Consider the following 18,334-nt stretch of genomic DNA (forward strand, 5'->3'; position numbering starts at 1 on the left):
GTTGTTGAAAAATCAATCTATACTAAAAGGCGATTTTACTTTTTTGCTTTATAGAATAATGTTGAGCAATTATTATCTGAAAATAGGGTTGAAGCAACTTCTTTAATTTTCTCTTGGGTTACTTCTCGATATTTTTCTACTTCAAGATTAATATCCTCGGCTTTTCCTAAAAGTTCGTGAAAAGCAAGGTTCATAGCTTTTTCTAGTGGGTTAACTTCACCAAACTTATAATTTGATTCGAATTGATTCTTAACCTTTTCCAGTTCGTAATTGTCAAACGATTTGTTTTTAATTTGATCCAATTCTTCGTTTATTGTAGACTCAGCAACTTGGAAGGAGGTTTTTTCATAAAGTCTTCCTGTTATAACAAAAAGACCTTCGTCAATATCTCCTGTGATATATGCATTAATTTCGCTAAAGATATTTTGTTCCTGAACTAGTTTATTGTAAAGCCTGGACGATTTTCCATTTGATAGAATGTCCGAAATTAAATCGGTAGTGTGAAAATCGGCATGTTTACGATCACACATATGATAAACTTTAAAGATAGAGTCAAAAGGAACATCTCGCTCAACCTCAAGTATTCTCGGCTCAGTTTGCCTAGGTTCTTTAGGTATTTGGCGTATTGGAATGGGCCTTTTTTCAATTTCACCAAACCATTTTTTCGAATATTCAAGAATTTCCTTAGTTGTTACAGGTCCAGTAATGGTAAGAATAGCATTATTTGGCGCATAATGCTTATAAAAGAAATCTTTAACATCGGTGAGAGTTGCATTTTTAATATGTTGTGGTTCAATCCCAATGGTTGGCCATTTGTATGGGTGAACCTTGTAAGCCAATGGTCTAAGTAAATGCCATACATCTCCGTAAGGTTTATTGAGGTAGCGTTGATTGAACTCTTCTAAAACCACATTCTTTTGAACAGAAAGACTTTTCCTGGAAAATGCTAGGTTCAGCATCCTATCACTCTCAAGCCAAAAGGCGGTTTCTAGGTTCTCTTTTGGTATGGTTATATAGTAATTTGTGAAATCGTTATTGGTAAATGCGTTGTTCTCGCCTCCTGTTCTTTCAAGAGGATCATCAAATTTTGGAATATTAATTGAGCCTCCAAACATTAAGTGTTCAAAAAGATGTGCAAATCCTGTGTGTTCAGGATCCTCGTCCTTTGAACCTACATTGTAAAGTAGGTTGAACGATACAATAGGTGTGCTATTATCGTTGTGAACAACAACTCGTAAGCCATTCTCAAGACAAAACTTTTCAACTTCAACCATTCTTTGAGTTTGCTACTTAATTAAAAGTTAGAAATAGTAATTGCTATTATAGAGAAAAATGTGGATGAATAATAAGAGAACCAAATATATAACACTATCAAACAATAATGGTTCAAATATAGTTGTTTTGCTCTGTTTCTAATAAATATATCAACTATTATTGATAGTTCAAACAAACAAATTGATGTTTTTAATTTTGTATTTATCAGCGTTAAATAAATTAGTCGTAATTTTGAGGCGCAGATCCTTTCTCAATGAGATATATTCATAATCTTTCCCATAAACTATTAATTTTTAGTCGCTTTCTTGGTCAAAGGCGATTGATACTTCTGTTGAGTTTTATTGTTGGTATCTTTAGCGGTTTGGCCGCCGTTTTGCTAAAAAACACTGTCCATTTTCTAATTAATCTGCTTCAAAAAATTATTAACGAAGGTTCATTCAACTTACTTTTTTTGGCTTTGCCGGGTATTGGAATAATTCTCACGATCATGTACGTTAAGTACTTTGTTAAGGATAATATTGGACATGGAGTTTCTAAGGTTCTTTTTTCGATATCAAAATTAGGCAGTAAAATTAAACGACATAACACCTATAGTTCAATTGTAGGAAGCACAATAACCATTGGATTTGGGGGCTCAGTTGGAGCAGAAGCTCCGATTGTACTAACAGGTTCAGCAATAGGATCGAATATTGGACAATTTTTCCGGGTGAACTACAGAACGCTAACCCTTTTAGTGGGTTGCGGGGCAGCAGGTGCAGTTGCAGCTATTTTTAAAGCTCCCCTTGCAGGATTGGTGTTTACTTTAGAGGTTCTAATGCTCGATTTAACAATGTCCTCAATTGTTCCTCTTTTGATATCGGCGGTTTCTGCGGCTTCTGTATCTTTCTTTTTGTTGGGTCGAGGTGTAGTTTTTGATTACCAAGTGGTACGACCTTTTTACTTGCACAATATCCCTTGGTTTATTGTTTTAGGTCTATTTTGCGGATTAGTTTCTGCTTATTTCATCCGTTTTTCTATAAAAGTTGAGAGTAGCTATTCAAAAATACTCAATCCCTACAAAAAATGGATAATAGGTAGTTTGGTTCTTGGCACTCTCATTTTTGTTTTCCCTCCCCTTTATGGTGAGGGATATAAAACCCTTCAGTTACTGCTAGATGGGCGTTCTTCTGAATTATTCAAAGGCAGCCCATTTGCTTCGTTTCAGAACGATTATTGGTTGTTACTCATTGCGTTGTTAATGCTTTTGGTAACCAAAGTAATAGCAACAGCATCAACAACAGGGGCTGGTGGGGTTGGGGGTACATTTGCACCAACCCTATTTATGGGAGGTGTTGCCGGATTCTTTGTTGCCAAGTTGATTAATCAATTCAGCTTTATTAACGTTTCTGAGAGTAACTTTGCATTGGTTGGTATGGCTGGCATGATGGCAGGTGTAATGCACGCCCCCCTTACTGCGGTTTTTCTTATTGCGGAGATAACAGGTGGTTATGCTCTCCTAATTCCATTAATGATTACATCAACGATATCCTTTATCACAATACTTTATTTTGAACCACATTCAATTTACTCAAAACAATTGGCTGCTAGGGGAGAGCTAATCACGCATCATAAAGATAAAGCAGTTCTAACCATTCTCCAGCTTAGTAATCTGGTTGAGACCGACTTAGCCATTGTAAATCCCAACGATACTCTTGGAAAGCTTATTAATGTTATAAGCAAATCGAAGCGAAATATCTTCCCAGTGCTTGATGATAATGGAAAATTCATGGGAATTATTCTGCTTGATGAGATTCGGGATATCATGTTCAATTCAGAACTTTATGATAGTACTTATGTTAGAGATTATATTTCAATTCCCCCAGCGTTTATCACTTTAAATGAGTCTATGGATAGTGTTATGCGAAAGTTTGAGGAAACAGATTCATGGAATTTACCTGTTTTAGATAAGGATAAATATGTGGGATTTGTGTCTAAATCCAAGATATTCTCAGCGTATAGAGATATTTTAGTTCAATTCTCTGAGGAGTAATCAATTTGTTATTTCTCGCAATGACGCTAAGTTCACAAAAAAAACTAAAGGACTCAACCAAAGAGTTCCGAACTCTTATCAAACTCAAAGCGATTTAATCTAATAACATCTAATGCTTATTTTGTTAAAACATTTCGCATTAAATTTTCAACATTTTGAGTCTCTTTGCGGCTTAGCGACTTTGCGTGAGGATTCTGAATTTCAAATCGAAATATTTTTTTTTCCCCGTTCAAAAGCCTTACTTTTGCGTTCAAATTAAAAAAATAACTCATGGTAAGAGATACTCAAATATTTGATCTGATTGAAAAGGAACGTCAACGTCAGATGCACGGTATAGAGCTAATAGCTTCCGAAAATTTTGTAAGCCCCCAAGTGCTTGAGGCAATGGGATCTGTCCTAACAAACAAATATGCTGAAGGTTACCCTGGTGCCAGATATTATGGTGGTTGCGAGATTGTTGACCAAACCGAACAAATTGCTATTGATAGGCTAAAAGAACTATTCGGTGCAGAATACGCCAACGTTCAGCCTCACTCAGGCGCACAGGCAAACATGGCTGTTTTTGTGGCTGTACTAAAACCTGGAGATACCTTCTTAGGCCTCGATTTATCGCACGGTGGTCACCTATCGCATGGTTCACCTGTAAACTTCTCGGGATTATGGTACAAGGCTGTATCCTATGGGGTTAAGGAGGATACTGGTCTTGTTGATTACGATATGATGGAGAAAATGGCCATTGAGCATAAGCCAAAGCTTATTGTTGGTGGTGCTTCAGCGTATTCCAGAGAATGGGACTACAAGCGCATGCGTGAGATTGCCGATAAGGTTGGCGCAATGTTGATGGTGGATATGGCTCACCCTGCTGGTTTAATTGCTGCAGGATTGCTTGATAACCCAGTTAAATACGCACACATTGTAACTTCTACAACCCACAAAACACTTCGTGGCCCTCGTGGTGGTATTATCCTAATGGGTAAAGATTTTCCAAATCCGTGGGGATTAACAACACCAAAAGGAGAAGTTAAGATGATGTCGCAGGTGCTGAATGGTAGTGTATTCCCAGGAATTCAGGGTGGCCCGCTTGAGCATGTTATTGCATCTAAAGCTGTTTCATTTGGTGAGGCTTTAAGACCTGAGTATAAGGAGTATCAAATGCAAGTAAAAAAGAATGCTGCTGCTTTGGCAAAAGCATTTATGGCAAAAGGTTACAAAGTAGTATCTGGTGGCACCGATAACCACTTGATGCTAATCGATCTTCGTACCAAATTCCCTGATATAACTGGCAAAAAGGCTGAAAATACCTTGGTTAAAGCCGATATCACCATTAACAAAAATATGGTACCATTCGATAGCCGTTCACCATTCCAAACCTCAGGTATTCGTGTTGGAACACCAGCAATTACAACCAGAGGTTTAAAAGAAAACCACATGGCAACGATTGTTGAACTAATTGATCGAGTAATCTCAAATTGCGATGATCAGAGGGTGATTGATGATGTTCGTGCTGATGTGAATAAGCTGATGATGGATTTTCCGCTTTTTGCTTGGTAAAAAAGTTAAGCCCCGACTTTTGGTCGGGGTTTTTTGTTACTGTTACAAATTGCAAGTCCATGTCAGCAGTTAATTTATTGCCTTTTCCTCAAGGCTCAGAAGAGGATATCTACGTTGGAGTTCACGTCAGCACCAAGAGCATTCCTTCCCATTAAAGGTTTATTAATGATCATTAATGAAGCATTCCTTGCCAGTAATGGAGCATTACTTCCCAGTAATGGAACAATCCTTGCCATTAATTGAGTGTTTCTCACCATTAAGAACTCATTAATAATCATTAGTTGGCTATTCCTACCCATTAAAGGTTCGTTAATAATCCCTAATAGGGTATTACTTATCATTAAAGGTTCATTAATAATCATTATTGGAGCATTCCTTATCATTAAAGATTTATTAATGGTAAGGAATGAGATATTACTTACCGCTAATTTTCTATTAATGGACATTACCTTTATAAGGTTAAATGATACGTTAAGTTAAATACTGATTAAGCCAAAAAAATTAAGCCGAAGATTAAGGCTGTTTCTGATTTCTCATCAAAATTAGGTATACTGATATAAAATTGAATGTTAAAACTGACTCTTTTAAAGGGTTTAATTGGTAATGAGTGCTTATAGCTAGCTTTACTGAAATCAGTTAAGGATAGTAACAATAGGCTTGCCGAGGCTTCAATAAAGATGGAGAAAGGGAACAATTTGGAAATTGTTAATGGGAGGTGCAAATAGATTTCTCAGGCGAAGCCTGAAATAATGATCTCAATAGAGCAGAGGTAGAATTGCTACCAGCATTCAATTTCTTAATTTTTCAATTGCAGAATCAAGTCGTTTTTCGTTGATTTTAGATGATAGTTCGTGCTGTGTTGCACAAAGAGAGTTGTACTCATTCAAAGACATTATTGCCACTCCATTATCCTTACCCCGATTAATAATCAAAGTTTCAGAATTTTTAGTGATCCTATCAAGGTAGTGCTTTATATTTTTTTTGAAAGCAGAAATTGTTACGGGTAACATAGCTTTAAGGCAATTTGATTTTTCAAGTAGAGTTATTTGTCTATTTCTTTTGGTCTGTTGGTTCTTTCTGAAACTTTACGAAACCAAAAACCTCAATATTTTCCTCATTTATACGAAACACAATTGTGTAGCTTTTAAAAATTAAATCTCTAATGGTTTCTTCTTCAAAACAGATTGATTTCCTGTATTGGTAGGGATTTGATTTCTTTGATTCTATTCAATAAATCGGATTTGAATTTTCTGGCTCTTGAAGGACTGTCAAGTGATATATACTCAATCTGGTTTTCTAGTCTATGTAAAAATGTATCCTTAAATACGATTTTCATTTTTTTTGATGATGTTTTCAAGCCTTTCTTCAGCCTCTTCCATTTCAACAAACTTGGCTTTACCGTTTAGTATTTCGTTTAGCTCACCAGCCAGATATTTTTGATTTTTTGTAAAATCATTAGTTTCAGGAATTACCTCAATTTCATCCTTATTGAATTTACTAAGAAGCCATATAAACTTATCGTAAATCCTATCATTTACTCTTAATCTCAGGGTATGCATAGCAATCTTCTTTTTTACAAAAATAAGTAAAAAGGGATAGCGTTTCCAAATTTCATCTACTACTGCAATATTATAATCCTGTCTTGGTCAGTTAGGTCTATTTGCCGAAGTTTTGAGAAAGATGGAGAATGGGAACAAGTAGATATTTTTCAGACGAAGACTGAAATAATAAAATCATCTTGGCAAATCCCAAAATTGACATTGAATTATAGCGGTGTGAAAGCCAATCTGATCGACTTTTACTACCTATCAACGCCCTCGATTAACCATAGAATTTTCTTCAATGTTTTTAAAATATTCACAAATATTACGAATAGAATTATTTAAAACGGAAGTTTCAATTTGTTCGTTTTTAGAATACTTCAATAATATTTCAAATGATGATTCAACTTTCTGTTCATAGAAAACAATATATAAGTCAATAAATTTTGATGTTAAACTTGGATTTATATTAATAGTTTTAATTAGTACTTTAAAATGCAAAATAGAGATAAGTAGTTCACTTTTATCTAATTCTGATTTAAGTAACTCCTTCAAAGAGTTTTTTTGTGTATAAAGTTTTGATTCAAAATGGACAATTAATTTATTTGTATCATCCTTCTTGCTTTTGTCAATTAAATAGTCAAAAAGAAAAAAACCTAAAATAATTAAACCAAGGTTAATCAATGCTTTATACCATTCTTCGGTGAAAACGGATAAATCAAATGATAATTTTTCAATCCAAAAAAATGGAATAAAAGATAGAACAATTATCAATATACAGGAACCCATGAGAATTTTCTTTTCCATAAAAATTATTTTTGCGAATTAACGACTGATAATTCAAAAAAAGATTTGATAGCGTTGATTTTATTCTCTAAAGTATTATTTCTAGTCAACAACTCAGAAGTATTTTTACTGTCACCTTTCAAATTTTTTACTTTTTCCTTAGCGATTAAAAGTATTTTTTCAGCAATAAACTGAGTAAATGATATTGGGTTTGACTTTATAATAAATTCATTTCTATACTTTTCATAACCAATTCTTGTGAAACCATTTATCATTTCCGATTCCTTTTTAAACAAATAGTCAATAAAAGCAATAATGGATTTATATCTTTCAATAAAACCACGTGTGTTAATGCAATCGGATATTGTGACATCAATATCATAGTCAATATCATCCTTCATGTATGACAAATATTCAAAATTTGATAGAAGATTTTCAAAATAGTAACGACCTGTCGGCTCGATAGAAATCTCTTTTATTTTTTCCAGACTTTGTTCATTGTCGATTGAGAAAAACTCTTCCGTATTAATAATTCTATAATTTATTAATGATAATATTGAATTGTTAAAACTTCTGAAAATACTAGGTTTATGCTCTTTCTTAAATAGGTTTATGTATTCATTTCTAAATAACCTGAGATCAACAGATTCATTTATAATTAAATAACTTAATATTTGAATCTTCATAAAAAGAGATGTGATAGTATGGTTCCTGCTTGCAAAAAGATTAATAATGAACTCTTCAGATCGTTCTGATTCTCTATTCCCTCCAAAATATGTATGGTAATTATTTGTTATTATTGATATAAAAAGAAGCCAGTCAGGTAAAACTGTTATGCTTTCATTAACAAATCTTAAAAAGATATTATTGTAGTTAACAAATCCAGTGCTATAATATTTGCGTAGTAATCTACCTAAATTACGAATGTCACCAGAAGAAATATTTGAGATAAATGAAAAATTTTCATTTTTCTCAATTAGTTCTGTCATTTTTATGTAAAACTCAATTGCTTTTGATTTATCTATTTGATTATCATCATATTTAATTACAATACCAGTGTTTTCATTTTTAAACTGGAGTATCCTTTGTTTTCTAGAGTTAATGTACAGTTCTAAAATAGGCTTTTTTAAATCCATTATTGTTGGACTAATAATTTCCATAAGATGGTTGTCGTTTTTAAATACTCCATGAAAAGTACTAGGACGAGCGGCAAAAATTACTTTAAAATCATATTTATGAGAAAGTTTATGCAACTCTTCCAGTATATCTTTATTCCATTGAATATCTATTCTATCTGCATCATCAATTATTATGACAGGAGTTTTATGCAATTCGTTAGATAAATATTTTAATGCATAAAATAAAATGTCGGATATAATTTTTTGATATGTAGCCCTAAGTTGCAAAATATTTTTATGGGCTAACAAAGGATTGTCTTTAAAAATCTTCGAATAATTTCCTACTTCCCTTTTGTAATCAACACAATCAGGAAAATCTACAATATAATCCCAAAATTTATCATTCTCTATATCAATTATTTCCTCACAAATTTTTTTCAACCTTGGCACAAGTAATTTCTCGTAGAAAAACGATTTTATACTAAAAGTTTCACCTTTTTGATTAATTTGTTCATTAATTTCTCTGTGTAAGGAAATGAAAATTGGATAAATATTTTTTGTTAGTTTTTCACTCTTTTGAATTAAATAAAAAAAGAAATATTGCAGTAGAGTTGTCTTTCCCCATCCAACTTTCCCCAGAATTATTAAAAGTTTAGAGTCAATTTTCATTAAATAATCAAGTAAATCTTTTTCTCGTGTGCAAATAACTAATTCTGTATCATTAAAATAGTCATAAACGGTTGAATTTTCGTCACGATTAATAATTATTCCAATATGAATATATGAATTTTGATAATATTCAATCTCTTTTGTGTTTAATGTATAGTGGAAGGAATCTGAATACTTTAAGTATTTCTCATCTATAGTCGGTGTAATTGATAGAATATTAAAAAAGAAATCTTGAATATGCTTTGACCAAAATGAGTTCTCAGATAAAGCATAATCATCTGCTATGTATCTTTTTGTCAACTTCATGTTTTAAATTTTATGATTAGCAATTGAAGGTAATGCGGCGTAAAAAAACTGAATTACTAAATTACCACAGGTTACGTAATATGGGTGGTGAAATTGCATATTGCTCCTAAGCCCTAACTTTTGTATTGTGTGCTTTATTTAGTCCCCGTTTTTTTATTTGTTTATATAGGAAATTGATTGTAATAACACTAACCTTATTAGGATTATTATCGTTATTTTTCATTCTATTATATTTGAAATTTCAATGTTCGTTAAAGAATTATTGGTTTTTTATTGGTTTGTTTGCAATAATGATTCTAGTTTCTAACAACTATTTTTTGTGATAAAGTTTACTTTATAAAACTAAACAATAATTTTCAAAATAACCAACATTATTTCAACAGTTTAGGTTGGCATAAAGAAATTAGTTATAAATCAACTGAAGTAGGTGACTAAAATATTACAAGGCAATAATTCGAATAGCAGAAGGTTATAAATGCCATAACCCCCTAAATTTTGTACCTTTGATTTTGTACTATTATTGCTAAACCCTTTGGTAAATCTGTATATTTAAAGAATTTATTTCCAAAAAAACTAAACCGATGACATCCTTCTATGTGGATTTAAACGAAGCATCAAGCAAGAAACCACGAATTCGAAGACTTTTGATATTCGGTGCAGCTATTTGTTTGGGATTTATGCTACTATCCCTTTCAATTTTTATGTTTTTTAGGAGTTCGTTGGAGTGGTTCTTTTTGGTAGCAGGGCTGTACCTTGCCCTTTACCTATACTATGCATGGGTAACCTATAAGACCTCGCTTTTTGTTAAGGCGGATAAGGTTTGTTTTGAATATAAGTTTGGCTCGTTAAAAGGCTCTAAAAGTGCTATTCTATGGGATGTTGTATCAAGGGTTAAGTTGGGGCCGGCTTACGTTGCATTCTATAAAAAATCAGGGAGGCGAAAGTTGGTTCAGCTTAACTGGTTACCCTATAGTAAAGTGGTTGAGATTAAAGAATCTCTAATTAAACTATGTGAGTTTAAAAATATCGAATACCAAAAGGTTGATTTAATTAAATATACCAAAAAGGTAAAAAAATTGAAATGATGGATTGGCTTATATATCTCTTAGTTGTTCTTGTTGGTTTTATTTCGGGTTTTATTAATACGCTTGCTGGCAGTGGTTCACTTCTAACTTTGCCATTGCTAATATTCATGGGTCTTCCAGTTACTGTTGCAAATGGAACAAATCGGATTGCAATTCTCCTCCAAAGCATTGTTGGGGTTAGAGAGTTTAAACAGAAAAAGGTTTTTGAATGGAAGGATGGTTTGTGGCTAACAATTCCCGCAACTATTGGGGCGTTATTCGGCTCAATCCTTGCCGTTGAATTGGATGAAAGGTTGATGAATAGAATAATTGGAGGATTACTAGTTGTAATGTTTTTTGTAATACTCTATAAACCTGAAAAATGGGTGAACGAGCAGGTTGGAGTTGCTAAGGCAAAACCTAACTTTTTACGATTTGTAATTTTTTTTGCAATAGGTTTTTATGGTGGATTTATACAGGCTGGCGTTGGCTTCTTTCTTCTGGCAGGCTTGGTTTTAGGTGCAGGATACGATTTGCTTAAGGCAAATGCCATTAAAGTTCTAATTGTGTTGGTTTATACCATTGTTGCATTAGCTGTTTTTATAATAAACAAACAGGTGGATTACTTTTTAGGAATTGTTCTTGGGGTTGGAAGTATGTTTGGTGCTTGGTTGGCAACGCATGTAGCTGTAACGAGGGGGATTGGCTTTATAAGATGGTTTTTGCTGGTTACGTTACTTGCGGTTGCAATAAAGATGTTGTTCTTTTAGTAATAAATCCTTAGTGGAGGGTGTCCGAAAAGTCAAAATTAGTTCACGCAAAGCCACAAAGAAAAAACGCTAAGAACGCAAAGTGTTGATATAATGAATAATATACTTAGCGAACTTTGCGAAAACTTGGCGATCTTTGCGTGAACCCCGAAGGACTCAACGAAGTTAAATATTTTTTAGACAGCCTCATTCTATAAACATTGGTCTGTTGAATATCTAAAAATATCAACATTTAAAACGAATTATAATAATCTACTTATTGAAGTTTAAAGATATAGGTAATAGTGCCTGTTTGGTACGCTGGAGCGTTTGGGCTAACATCAAATTTGGCTAATAGTGCTGCTTTTTCTGCGGCTTTAAGTAAATCGTTATCAAGGGTTGTAGATCCTTTAACTCCCGGAACTGCTTTGGTAACATTTCCCTGCTTATCCACTGTTACCTGAACAACAACAATTCCCTGTTTCTGCTTCAGATAATCAGGTCTTGGTAACTTTAAGGCACTTCTGCCACCAAGATTATAATTAATTCCTTTTCCATTGCCATCGCCAATACCGTTATTACCCGAAGCACCACCTACACGGTTTGTTGATTCTGGAGATCCCTCCAATGAGCCTTGGTTACCCTCTTTGCCAGTTATACCTTCGCCAGTTGTCCCCCCAGTAGAGGATTTACCTGGGAATAAAGCTTTCTTATTTACAGTTTGCTGTTTTACAGGTTCAGTGGTTTTAATCTCCTCGGTTTGTTTTTTAGTGGTAGTTTTTTCGGTTACCTTTTGTGGTGTATTTTTCTTGATCTCTTTTTTGGTAGTTTTCTTTTTTGCTTCAATGGTTGGAGCATCCTCAAAATCCTGAGTAAGGATTTTTTTCTCATCAATTCTAGGAGGTTTGGTATGGGATGGGAGCGAAATCATTACCGCATTTTCGTAGTTAACCATTGGTTCAATTTTACCAGAACCATCCTCGCTATTGCCAAAATTAATTAAAAGGCCTTCGTTGGCTTCATCGGGAAGGGATGCTGAAAAAGTTAGTAGCATTAGAAGAGCAATGGCAATAGAGTGTACTATAATTGTTCCAGCAAAACCTTGTAGTTTATTTGAGTTTCCAATCATAGTCTTAATTTTTAGAAAAGTGATGTTATTGAAATATTTCCGAAAATTAATAAAAAAACGTTTACCAAAGGTTTATTATTGTTTGGTTTAACACAAAATAGTAATAATTCAAACGGCCAATTATTCGGCAATAAAAAAATATCTCACGCAAAGTCGCAAAGAAGATAAGATAGATTAGAAGCACAGTTAAAATTAACTGAAATATCATGATTAGATTATACAAACTGAAGATATGGTTTGTACGCAAAGAGAAAAATCTTTAGATTTTTCTTTCTTTGCGTGCATTGCGACTTTGCGTGAACCCAACAGAACTCAACGGAATTAAACTTTAAGGATTACAATAACTTGTAATCCTTACTTTCAAAGAAAATAATTGATGAAATATAAAACTGAGTAGTTACAATCTCTGAAATGAAACTGTATCAACGGTTTTTGTTGAATCCTTTTGGTCTTGAGGTTGTTGTATCTCCTTTAGCGGAATAACAACGGGTTCCTGATTAAAAGTATTTTTTATTCTATGAAGAAGATCATTTAAATTGTTGAACTCCTCCTTATACATAATCCCAGCCCCAGTAGTATAGGTTTGGGCTGTGGTATTTGTTATTAGCTCATCATTTGAACGGGCAAAAGCTTTAAAGCGTAGTTTTCCTGTTTTATTAAGTTTGATATCGAGGTTAAAGTCACCAGCAATTGGGTTTGTATTATTTCTGGCGCCCATATTTACGTTACCATTTATCGAAACCCTATCATCAAGAATCTGAGTGGAAACGGCAAGCTCATACTCATCGGAACTTAGGTTGTTTGTGGTTGATCCAGGTCTATAATTCAAACCAATATCAAATGTTTTGCTCCATTGAGAAATCCAGTTACTTAGCTGATTCGAAAGCATTTCACTAACAGTGTTGGAAACGCCTGTGCCAATCCCTGTATTGCTGGTATTGCTATTTCGATCCTGCGAAGGTGCTATAAAGCTGTTAATTACAAGCAACGAAAGGAATTGCCTGTTGATATTATCCTCGGTATTCAGAGCACTTTCAACAAGACCTTTGGTTTCATTATCGGCATTTGGTACATCGATGTTGAACTTTATACCTGGAGCCATTAGTTTTTGTGTAAGCAGTATTTGGCAATTAACGGGAACTCTTGCATCGTATTTTCCAGTGTTTTCCGACTCAATTAAAAGATTTTTCAAAGGAGTCCTGACCTGATATATTGCCTTGATATTCATTGTAGCATCGGTAGGGTCACCATTCCACGAAAGGGAGCTTCCTCCATCTATTTTAAACTTCTTGTTTATCACCCCTTTAAGGGTAAAAAGATAATCTCCTTTTTCGATTATATAATCTCCAAAGATTTTGAATATACTTTCGTTCGGATTTACGTCCATCTTTAGATTTCCCGAGCCATTTGCTTTAATAATATCACCAAGTTTTTTATCAATAATAATCTGAACCTCAGCCTCTGGGGTAATTTGAAGGTCAAAGGTTAAATTCATCTTTGTACCGCTTTCAGTTTTGATTGGAGTAGCCTCTTCAATAAAAATATCATCGGGGTTATTATTGGCGAATGTGATGAAATTATTTTCGGCTACCTCTCCATTGTTTGAGAGGGGAAGGAATAGAATGGTTTTATTATCAGTCCGAACAGCAATGTTCATGTTTATATCATCTGGTTTTCCTGTAATAGCAACCAAACCAGTTGCGTAAACAGTTCCGTAGAACAGCTCATTGTCCCTTTCGGTTGTGTTAATACATTGAAAATTAGATGGGTTGATGTTTAAGTATAGGTTAAAGTCCTTAAAATATTTGGTGCTTATACTTCCGTTTACGGTTGCTTTGTGTTTGTTAACATCAACTATTTTGAATTCTTTGAATACAATATTGCTGTTCTCTAAGGCTATATGATCGTCAATGGAGTAGGGGGCTTTCATGAAATCGACGGTTAGCTTTCCCTTATCAATATTCAGAATTCCATTGAGTAATGGTTTACCGGTTGTGCCTGTAAGCCTTAAATTCCCTTTTAATGCCCCTGATATTCCAGAAACTACGCCATTGAGCATTGGTTGAAAGTGGGCTAATAAAATCTTAGAAATATTAATTTGAAAATCTAATTTATTAGTTTCGGTATATATATTTCCTTTGGTTTCAAAGGTTAATGTATCATTTTTAAAATTATCGAGTTTTATTGATAATCTTTTCTCGTCATTAAACCATGTGCTTGAGAATTTGACATCGCCAACCAACCGTTTGTTAACCACAAATTTGTTTAAGCCGATATCGGCAAAGAGGGTAGGATTTGAGTATATTCCAGTTACGTTGGCAAATCCATTGATACGCCCTCCGAGATCATATCCAATACTCTTTGTGTAGAAGTTAAAGTTTGAAATATCAATATTTTGTAGATTTACTTGAACCGAATCTAATGGATTATTGGATACATTGCCGGTTATGGAGAATGATTGGTTTTGGTTGTGTATGTTAAATTGATTAATAGCAATATGCGATGAATCGATATTTACTGAGCTAGGTGTGATGCTCCATATCGAATCGTTTATTATAAATTCCGATGATTTTATGTTGATTTTTGCAATAGACCTTTTTGTTGTGTCGGATTGGTTGAAATCGGCAATAGCTTTAATTGAACCCTTGTTTATTGGAGTTTGCTTATTGTCCCATCCAAAGGTAAAATCGAGTTTATTTAGCTTGGTTAATGATGATAGGCTTATATTACGAATAATTGATCCGCCGAGGTTTATGTAAGGGACGGTAATACTTGCATCGAAAAGGCTATCCTTGGTTTGACCATCAATTGAAATATCTTTGAATGTGTTTGTTCCAATTGACATTTCGGGAACCTTCACTTTTAGGGTTAACGTTTTATAATCGGGGTTAAAGATTCCGAAGATACTTGTGTTTTCCGCTATTCGAAAATTTGGCGCAAGAACATCGGTGAGTTTCTTGGTTTTTTTAAGCCTGAACTTTATGATGTAATCGTTATATTCTGGATTACCTACAGTTGCCGTAACAGTTTCTTTCTGATCCCCTTTTAAAGCTGGAACATACTTAAAGAGTAGGTTTTGGAGATTATCAAGAATGTTAGCATAATTGTACTTACTTCTTAGCTCACCTTCGGCAAATTCCGATTGGAGTGATATTACCTTACTATCCTTATTATTATCAGCATTAATAGTAATATCGGATAGTTTAAATTCTCCGTTTTGATTTCGATAGGATGAGTTAATCACCTTTATTTCCCCTTTGCTATTATCAAGGTTATTGCCAGATATTTTTGCTGTAAAGAGGAATGATGCTTGGGAGATTGAGTCGGCTTTATTAATGTTAAGTTTTACGAAATCTATCTTTGGAACAAGAGCCGAGAAGTCGAATACAGGAATGGTATCGGAAAAATCAACCTTACCAAGAAAATTCAACTTGCAATTTGGGTCGTTGAGGGCAATGGAACCAATATATGTGTTGTTTGTTAATGTACCGCTTACTTTAATATTTGAGAAGTTGTAGTTATTGGCTTCAAGTTGACTTATTGTAGCATCGGTGTAGGCATTAATTTGGGCTTTTTTATCGGATGTGCCTTTTAGCTTTGCATTCAGGCTGATTTTTCCTAATGTACTAGTACCTGCAATTTTCCCTAAATCGAGGTTAATTGTAGAAACATTACCATTAAACTCTGTGTTTTGAGTCCCATCGGGCTTTATGGAGAGGTCAAGTGATAGTTTGCCAACCGCTGAGGTTAGACTACCATATGCAACGAAATCATTGATAAAACCTGTAAAATTACCTTTGTAAGATATTTTCTTTAGCTCATTCAAATTCGATGGAAGTTCAATTATCGGCTGATTTGTACTGGTCATCTTAAAACTTTCAATATCCTTTGATGAAGTTGAGAATTCTTTAACATCAATAATCATCATGGTTTGTTCGATGTTTGGCAAACCAGATAGATGAAAGTTGGTTGCCAATCGGGTTTGAATCCCGGTAGTAATGACGATATTTTTACCTCTTATATCACTCAACGGCCCTTTCATTGACCCGTTTAGTACTGCCGTAAAACCATAATCTTTAAGGGAAGGGATAATGTATGATAGCGTTTTTGAATCAACCAAAGAATTTTCAAACTGCATGTCAAGTTTAACATCCTGAATGAAACTACTCATCTTATCCATACCATCAAAGCTCATGTGAAGATATGGCATTTGGAGATTTGAGCCCTCGGCTTTAATTCTAAGCTTATCGAAAAAAAGGTGCTTATTACACATGCTGAATTCTGTTCTAAACTTTTCTGCACTAAAACCACTTTTTTCAATAAAACTCATACTGTTAATTAAAATGGATACAGTATCACTGTTTATTGCAAAATCTTTGGCATCAATATTTAGATTTTTTAAGTCAAGGTCTTCGAAGTTTATTCCAAAATCAAGTTTTTCGGGTTTATATGATGCTAGCCTAAACCTACTATTCTCAATACTTATATTGTTAATTTCAAAACCAAAAGGTTTTCCTTCTTGTTTGGTAGTCTTTGTTGTATCAGGTGGAGATATCTTATTAAGGAAATCATCAAGATTCATTACACCTAATGAATCGGTTTTGAAGTTAATTAGGGCATTGTTGAGTAAAACGGAGTTGATGTTAAGAGAATTTTGTTCTCGGTTAAACCACTGTAACGATACCTTTAAGGATTTTGCCGAAATGAGAGTGTCGTTATTTAAATCTTTAATCAGAACATCTTTAAGTAAAACTTTGTTAAATAGACGGAAGTCAACCTTGCCAATAGAAATATTGGTGTGTAATTTTTCCTGAAGTATACTGGTTGCTTGCGATACAAGATAGGTTTGAACCTGGCTATTTTGAATTATAAGCCAGATGAAAATTATAATAGAGAGTATGATGCTAACTCCCCAAACAAATATTCTAACTAATTTTTTGATACTTTTGTTGGTTTAAAAGCCGTTTTTACATAAAGTATGCCCGAAAAGTACAAAAAAAAGTAAATTTAACTTAATAAGTCGGTGCTATTATCAATTTCTTTTGTTAAGTATAAAAAAAATAACGATGAGTGTAGTAATTCTTGGGATTGAGTCTTCGTGCGACGATACTTCTGCTGCCATAATTCGAGATGGATGTCTGCTTTCAAATCTGATTAGTAATCAGGATGTTCACATGGCATTTGGGGGCGTTGTTCCCGAGTTAGCATCTCGAGCTCATCAGGCTAATATCATTCCAGTAGTTGATAGGGCAATAAAGCAAGCAAATATTTCTAAAAGCGAGATTAGCGCTGTTGCATTTACCCGTGGCCCAGGTCTTCTAGGCTCATTGCTGGTTGGTTCATCATTTGCAAAGGGCTTTTCGCTTGCTCAAAATATTCCTTTAATTGGTATAAATCACTTACAAGGTCATATTTTGGCTCACTTTATTCAGGATAAAAGTATTTTAAAACATCCAACTTTTCCTTTTCTCTGTTTGCTCGTTTCTGGGGGGCACACGCAATTGGTAGTTGTGCGTGATTTCCTTGAGATGGAGATAATAGGGCAAACCATTGATGATGCTGCTGGTGAGGCGTTCGATAAATGTGCTAAAATTATGGGTTTGCCTTACCCCGGAGGTCCTGTTATTGATAAACTTGCGGCAATTGGCAATCCTACTGCATTTAAATTTGCAAAACCACTTCAAAAAGGACTTGACTTTAGTTTTAGCGGTCTTAAAACATCATTTCTTTACTTTTTACGAGATAGAATTGCAGAAAATCCCAATTTCATTGAAGAAAACAAAGCGGATTTGTGTGCCTCGTTACAGTTTACAATAATCTCAATTCTTTTGGAGAAAACGGAAAAGGCAGCCAAGGCAACTAAAATAAAGGAGATTGCTATTGCTGGAGGTGTTTCTGCAAATTCTGGATTGCGTGGTGCTCTTACACAACTTGGGGCTAAAAATGGATGGAATGTGTATATTCCTGAATTCAGATTTACTACAGATAATGCCGCCATGATTGCCATTGCTGGCTATTATAAATATCTAAAGGGGGAATTTTCTGGGCATGATGTTATGCCTTTAGCACGATTTCCATTGTAGATTGAGAAATAAAGGTTTAACACAAAGGCAAGGT

The 18,334-nt window shown here is 34.1% G+C and carries 13 protein-coding genes; 5 read left to right on the forward strand and 8 right to left on the reverse strand.

Annotated features, from left to right (window positions below; genetic code table 11):
* Positions 1-35: 35 nt before the first annotated feature.
* Positions 36-1,274 (reverse strand): insulinase family protein, encoded by a 1,239-nt coding sequence (locus tag HOO91_02140; protein ID NOU16342.1) that lies wholly within the window; start codon positions 1,272-1,274, stop codon positions 36-38.
* Positions 1,275-1,528: 254 nt separating this feature from the next.
* Between HOO91_02140 and HOO91_02145 the strand changes: the two genes are divergently transcribed.
* Complete coding sequence (locus HOO91_02145) at positions 1,529-3,304, forward strand: chloride channel protein (GenBank protein ID NOU16343.1); 1,776 nt, start codon at positions 1,529-1,531, stop codon at positions 3,302-3,304.
* Between the two features lie 270 nt (positions 3,305-3,574).
* Entirely contained in the window at positions 3,575-4,855 is a 1,281-nt protein-coding gene (locus tag HOO91_02150; GenBank protein ID NOU16344.1) for a serine hydroxymethyltransferase, read from the forward strand.
* 95 nt (positions 4,856-4,950) lie between these two features.
* On the opposite strand, the gene HOO91_02155 is transcribed toward HOO91_02150, so the two are convergent.
* From HOO91_02155 to HOO91_02175, 5 genes are all read right to left on the reverse strand, one after another.
* Entirely contained in the window at positions 4,951-5,301 is a 351-nt protein-coding gene (locus tag HOO91_02155; GenBank protein ID NOU16345.1) for a hypothetical protein, read from the reverse strand.
* Between the two features lie 342 nt (positions 5,302-5,643).
* A complete protein-coding gene (locus HOO91_02160) occupies positions 5,644-5,865 on the reverse strand; it encodes a type II toxin-antitoxin system Phd/YefM family antitoxin (protein NOU16346.1) in 222 nt (73 codons plus the stop codon).
* A gap of 309 nt (positions 5,866-6,174) precedes the next feature.
* Complete coding sequence (locus tag HOO91_02165; GenBank protein ID NOU16347.1) at positions 6,175-6,414, reverse strand: tRNA pseudouridine synthase A; 240 nt, start codon at positions 6,412-6,414, stop codon at positions 6,175-6,177.
* 249 nt (positions 6,415-6,663) lie between these two features.
* Positions 6,664-7,203: a hypothetical protein gene (locus tag HOO91_02170; GenBank protein NOU16348.1), complete on the reverse strand. Its 540-nt coding sequence runs from the start codon at positions 7,201-7,203 to the stop codon at positions 6,664-6,666.
* 5 nt (positions 7,204-7,208) lie between these two features.
* Positions 7,209-9,275: a hypothetical protein gene (locus HOO91_02175; GenBank protein NOU16349.1), complete on the reverse strand. Its 2,067-nt coding sequence runs from the start codon at positions 9,273-9,275 to the stop codon at positions 7,209-7,211.
* A 581-nt stretch (positions 9,276-9,856) separates the two neighbouring features.
* On the opposite strand from HOO91_02175, the gene HOO91_02180 reads away from it, so the two are divergent.
* Entirely contained in the window at positions 9,857-10,360 is a 504-nt protein-coding gene (locus tag HOO91_02180) for a hypothetical protein (GenBank protein NOU16350.1), read from the forward strand.
* Positions 10,360-11,109 (forward strand): sulfite exporter TauE/SafE family protein, encoded by a 750-nt coding sequence (locus tag HOO91_02185; GenBank protein ID NOU16351.1) that lies wholly within the window; start codon positions 10,360-10,362, stop codon positions 11,107-11,109. The genes HOO91_02180 and HOO91_02185 overlap by 1 nt, the downstream gene beginning before the upstream one ends.
* A 256-nt stretch (positions 11,110-11,365) precedes the next feature.
* Here the strand turns inward: HOO91_02185 and HOO91_02190 are convergent, their stop codons facing one another.
* Both HOO91_02190 and HOO91_02195 read right to left on the reverse strand, forming a co-directional pair.
* A complete protein-coding gene (locus HOO91_02190; protein NOU16352.1) occupies positions 11,366-12,217 on the reverse strand; it encodes a TonB family protein in 852 nt (283 codons plus the stop codon).
* A gap of 397 nt (positions 12,218-12,614) precedes the next feature.
* Positions 12,615-16,799, reverse strand: a complete 4,185-nt coding sequence (locus tag HOO91_02195) for a hypothetical protein (GenBank protein NOU16353.1) — start codon at positions 16,797-16,799, stop codon at positions 12,615-12,617.
* Positions 16,800-17,283: 484 nt separating this feature from the next.
* Here HOO91_02195 and tsaD point away from each other — a divergent pair, with 484 nt between their 5' ends.
* On the forward strand, positions 17,284-18,300 hold the full coding sequence (gene tsaD, locus HOO91_02200) for a tRNA (adenosine(37)-N6)-threonylcarbamoyltransferase complex transferase subunit TsaD (GenBank protein NOU16354.1): 1,017 nt from the start codon (positions 17,284-17,286) through the stop codon (positions 18,298-18,300).
* The last annotated feature ends 34 nt before the right edge of the window (positions 18,301-18,334 follow it).

This window comes from Bacteroidales bacterium (assembly GCA_013141385.1).
Classification (GTDB): Bacteria; Bacteroidota; Bacteroidia; order Bacteroidales; family Tenuifilaceae; genus UBA8529.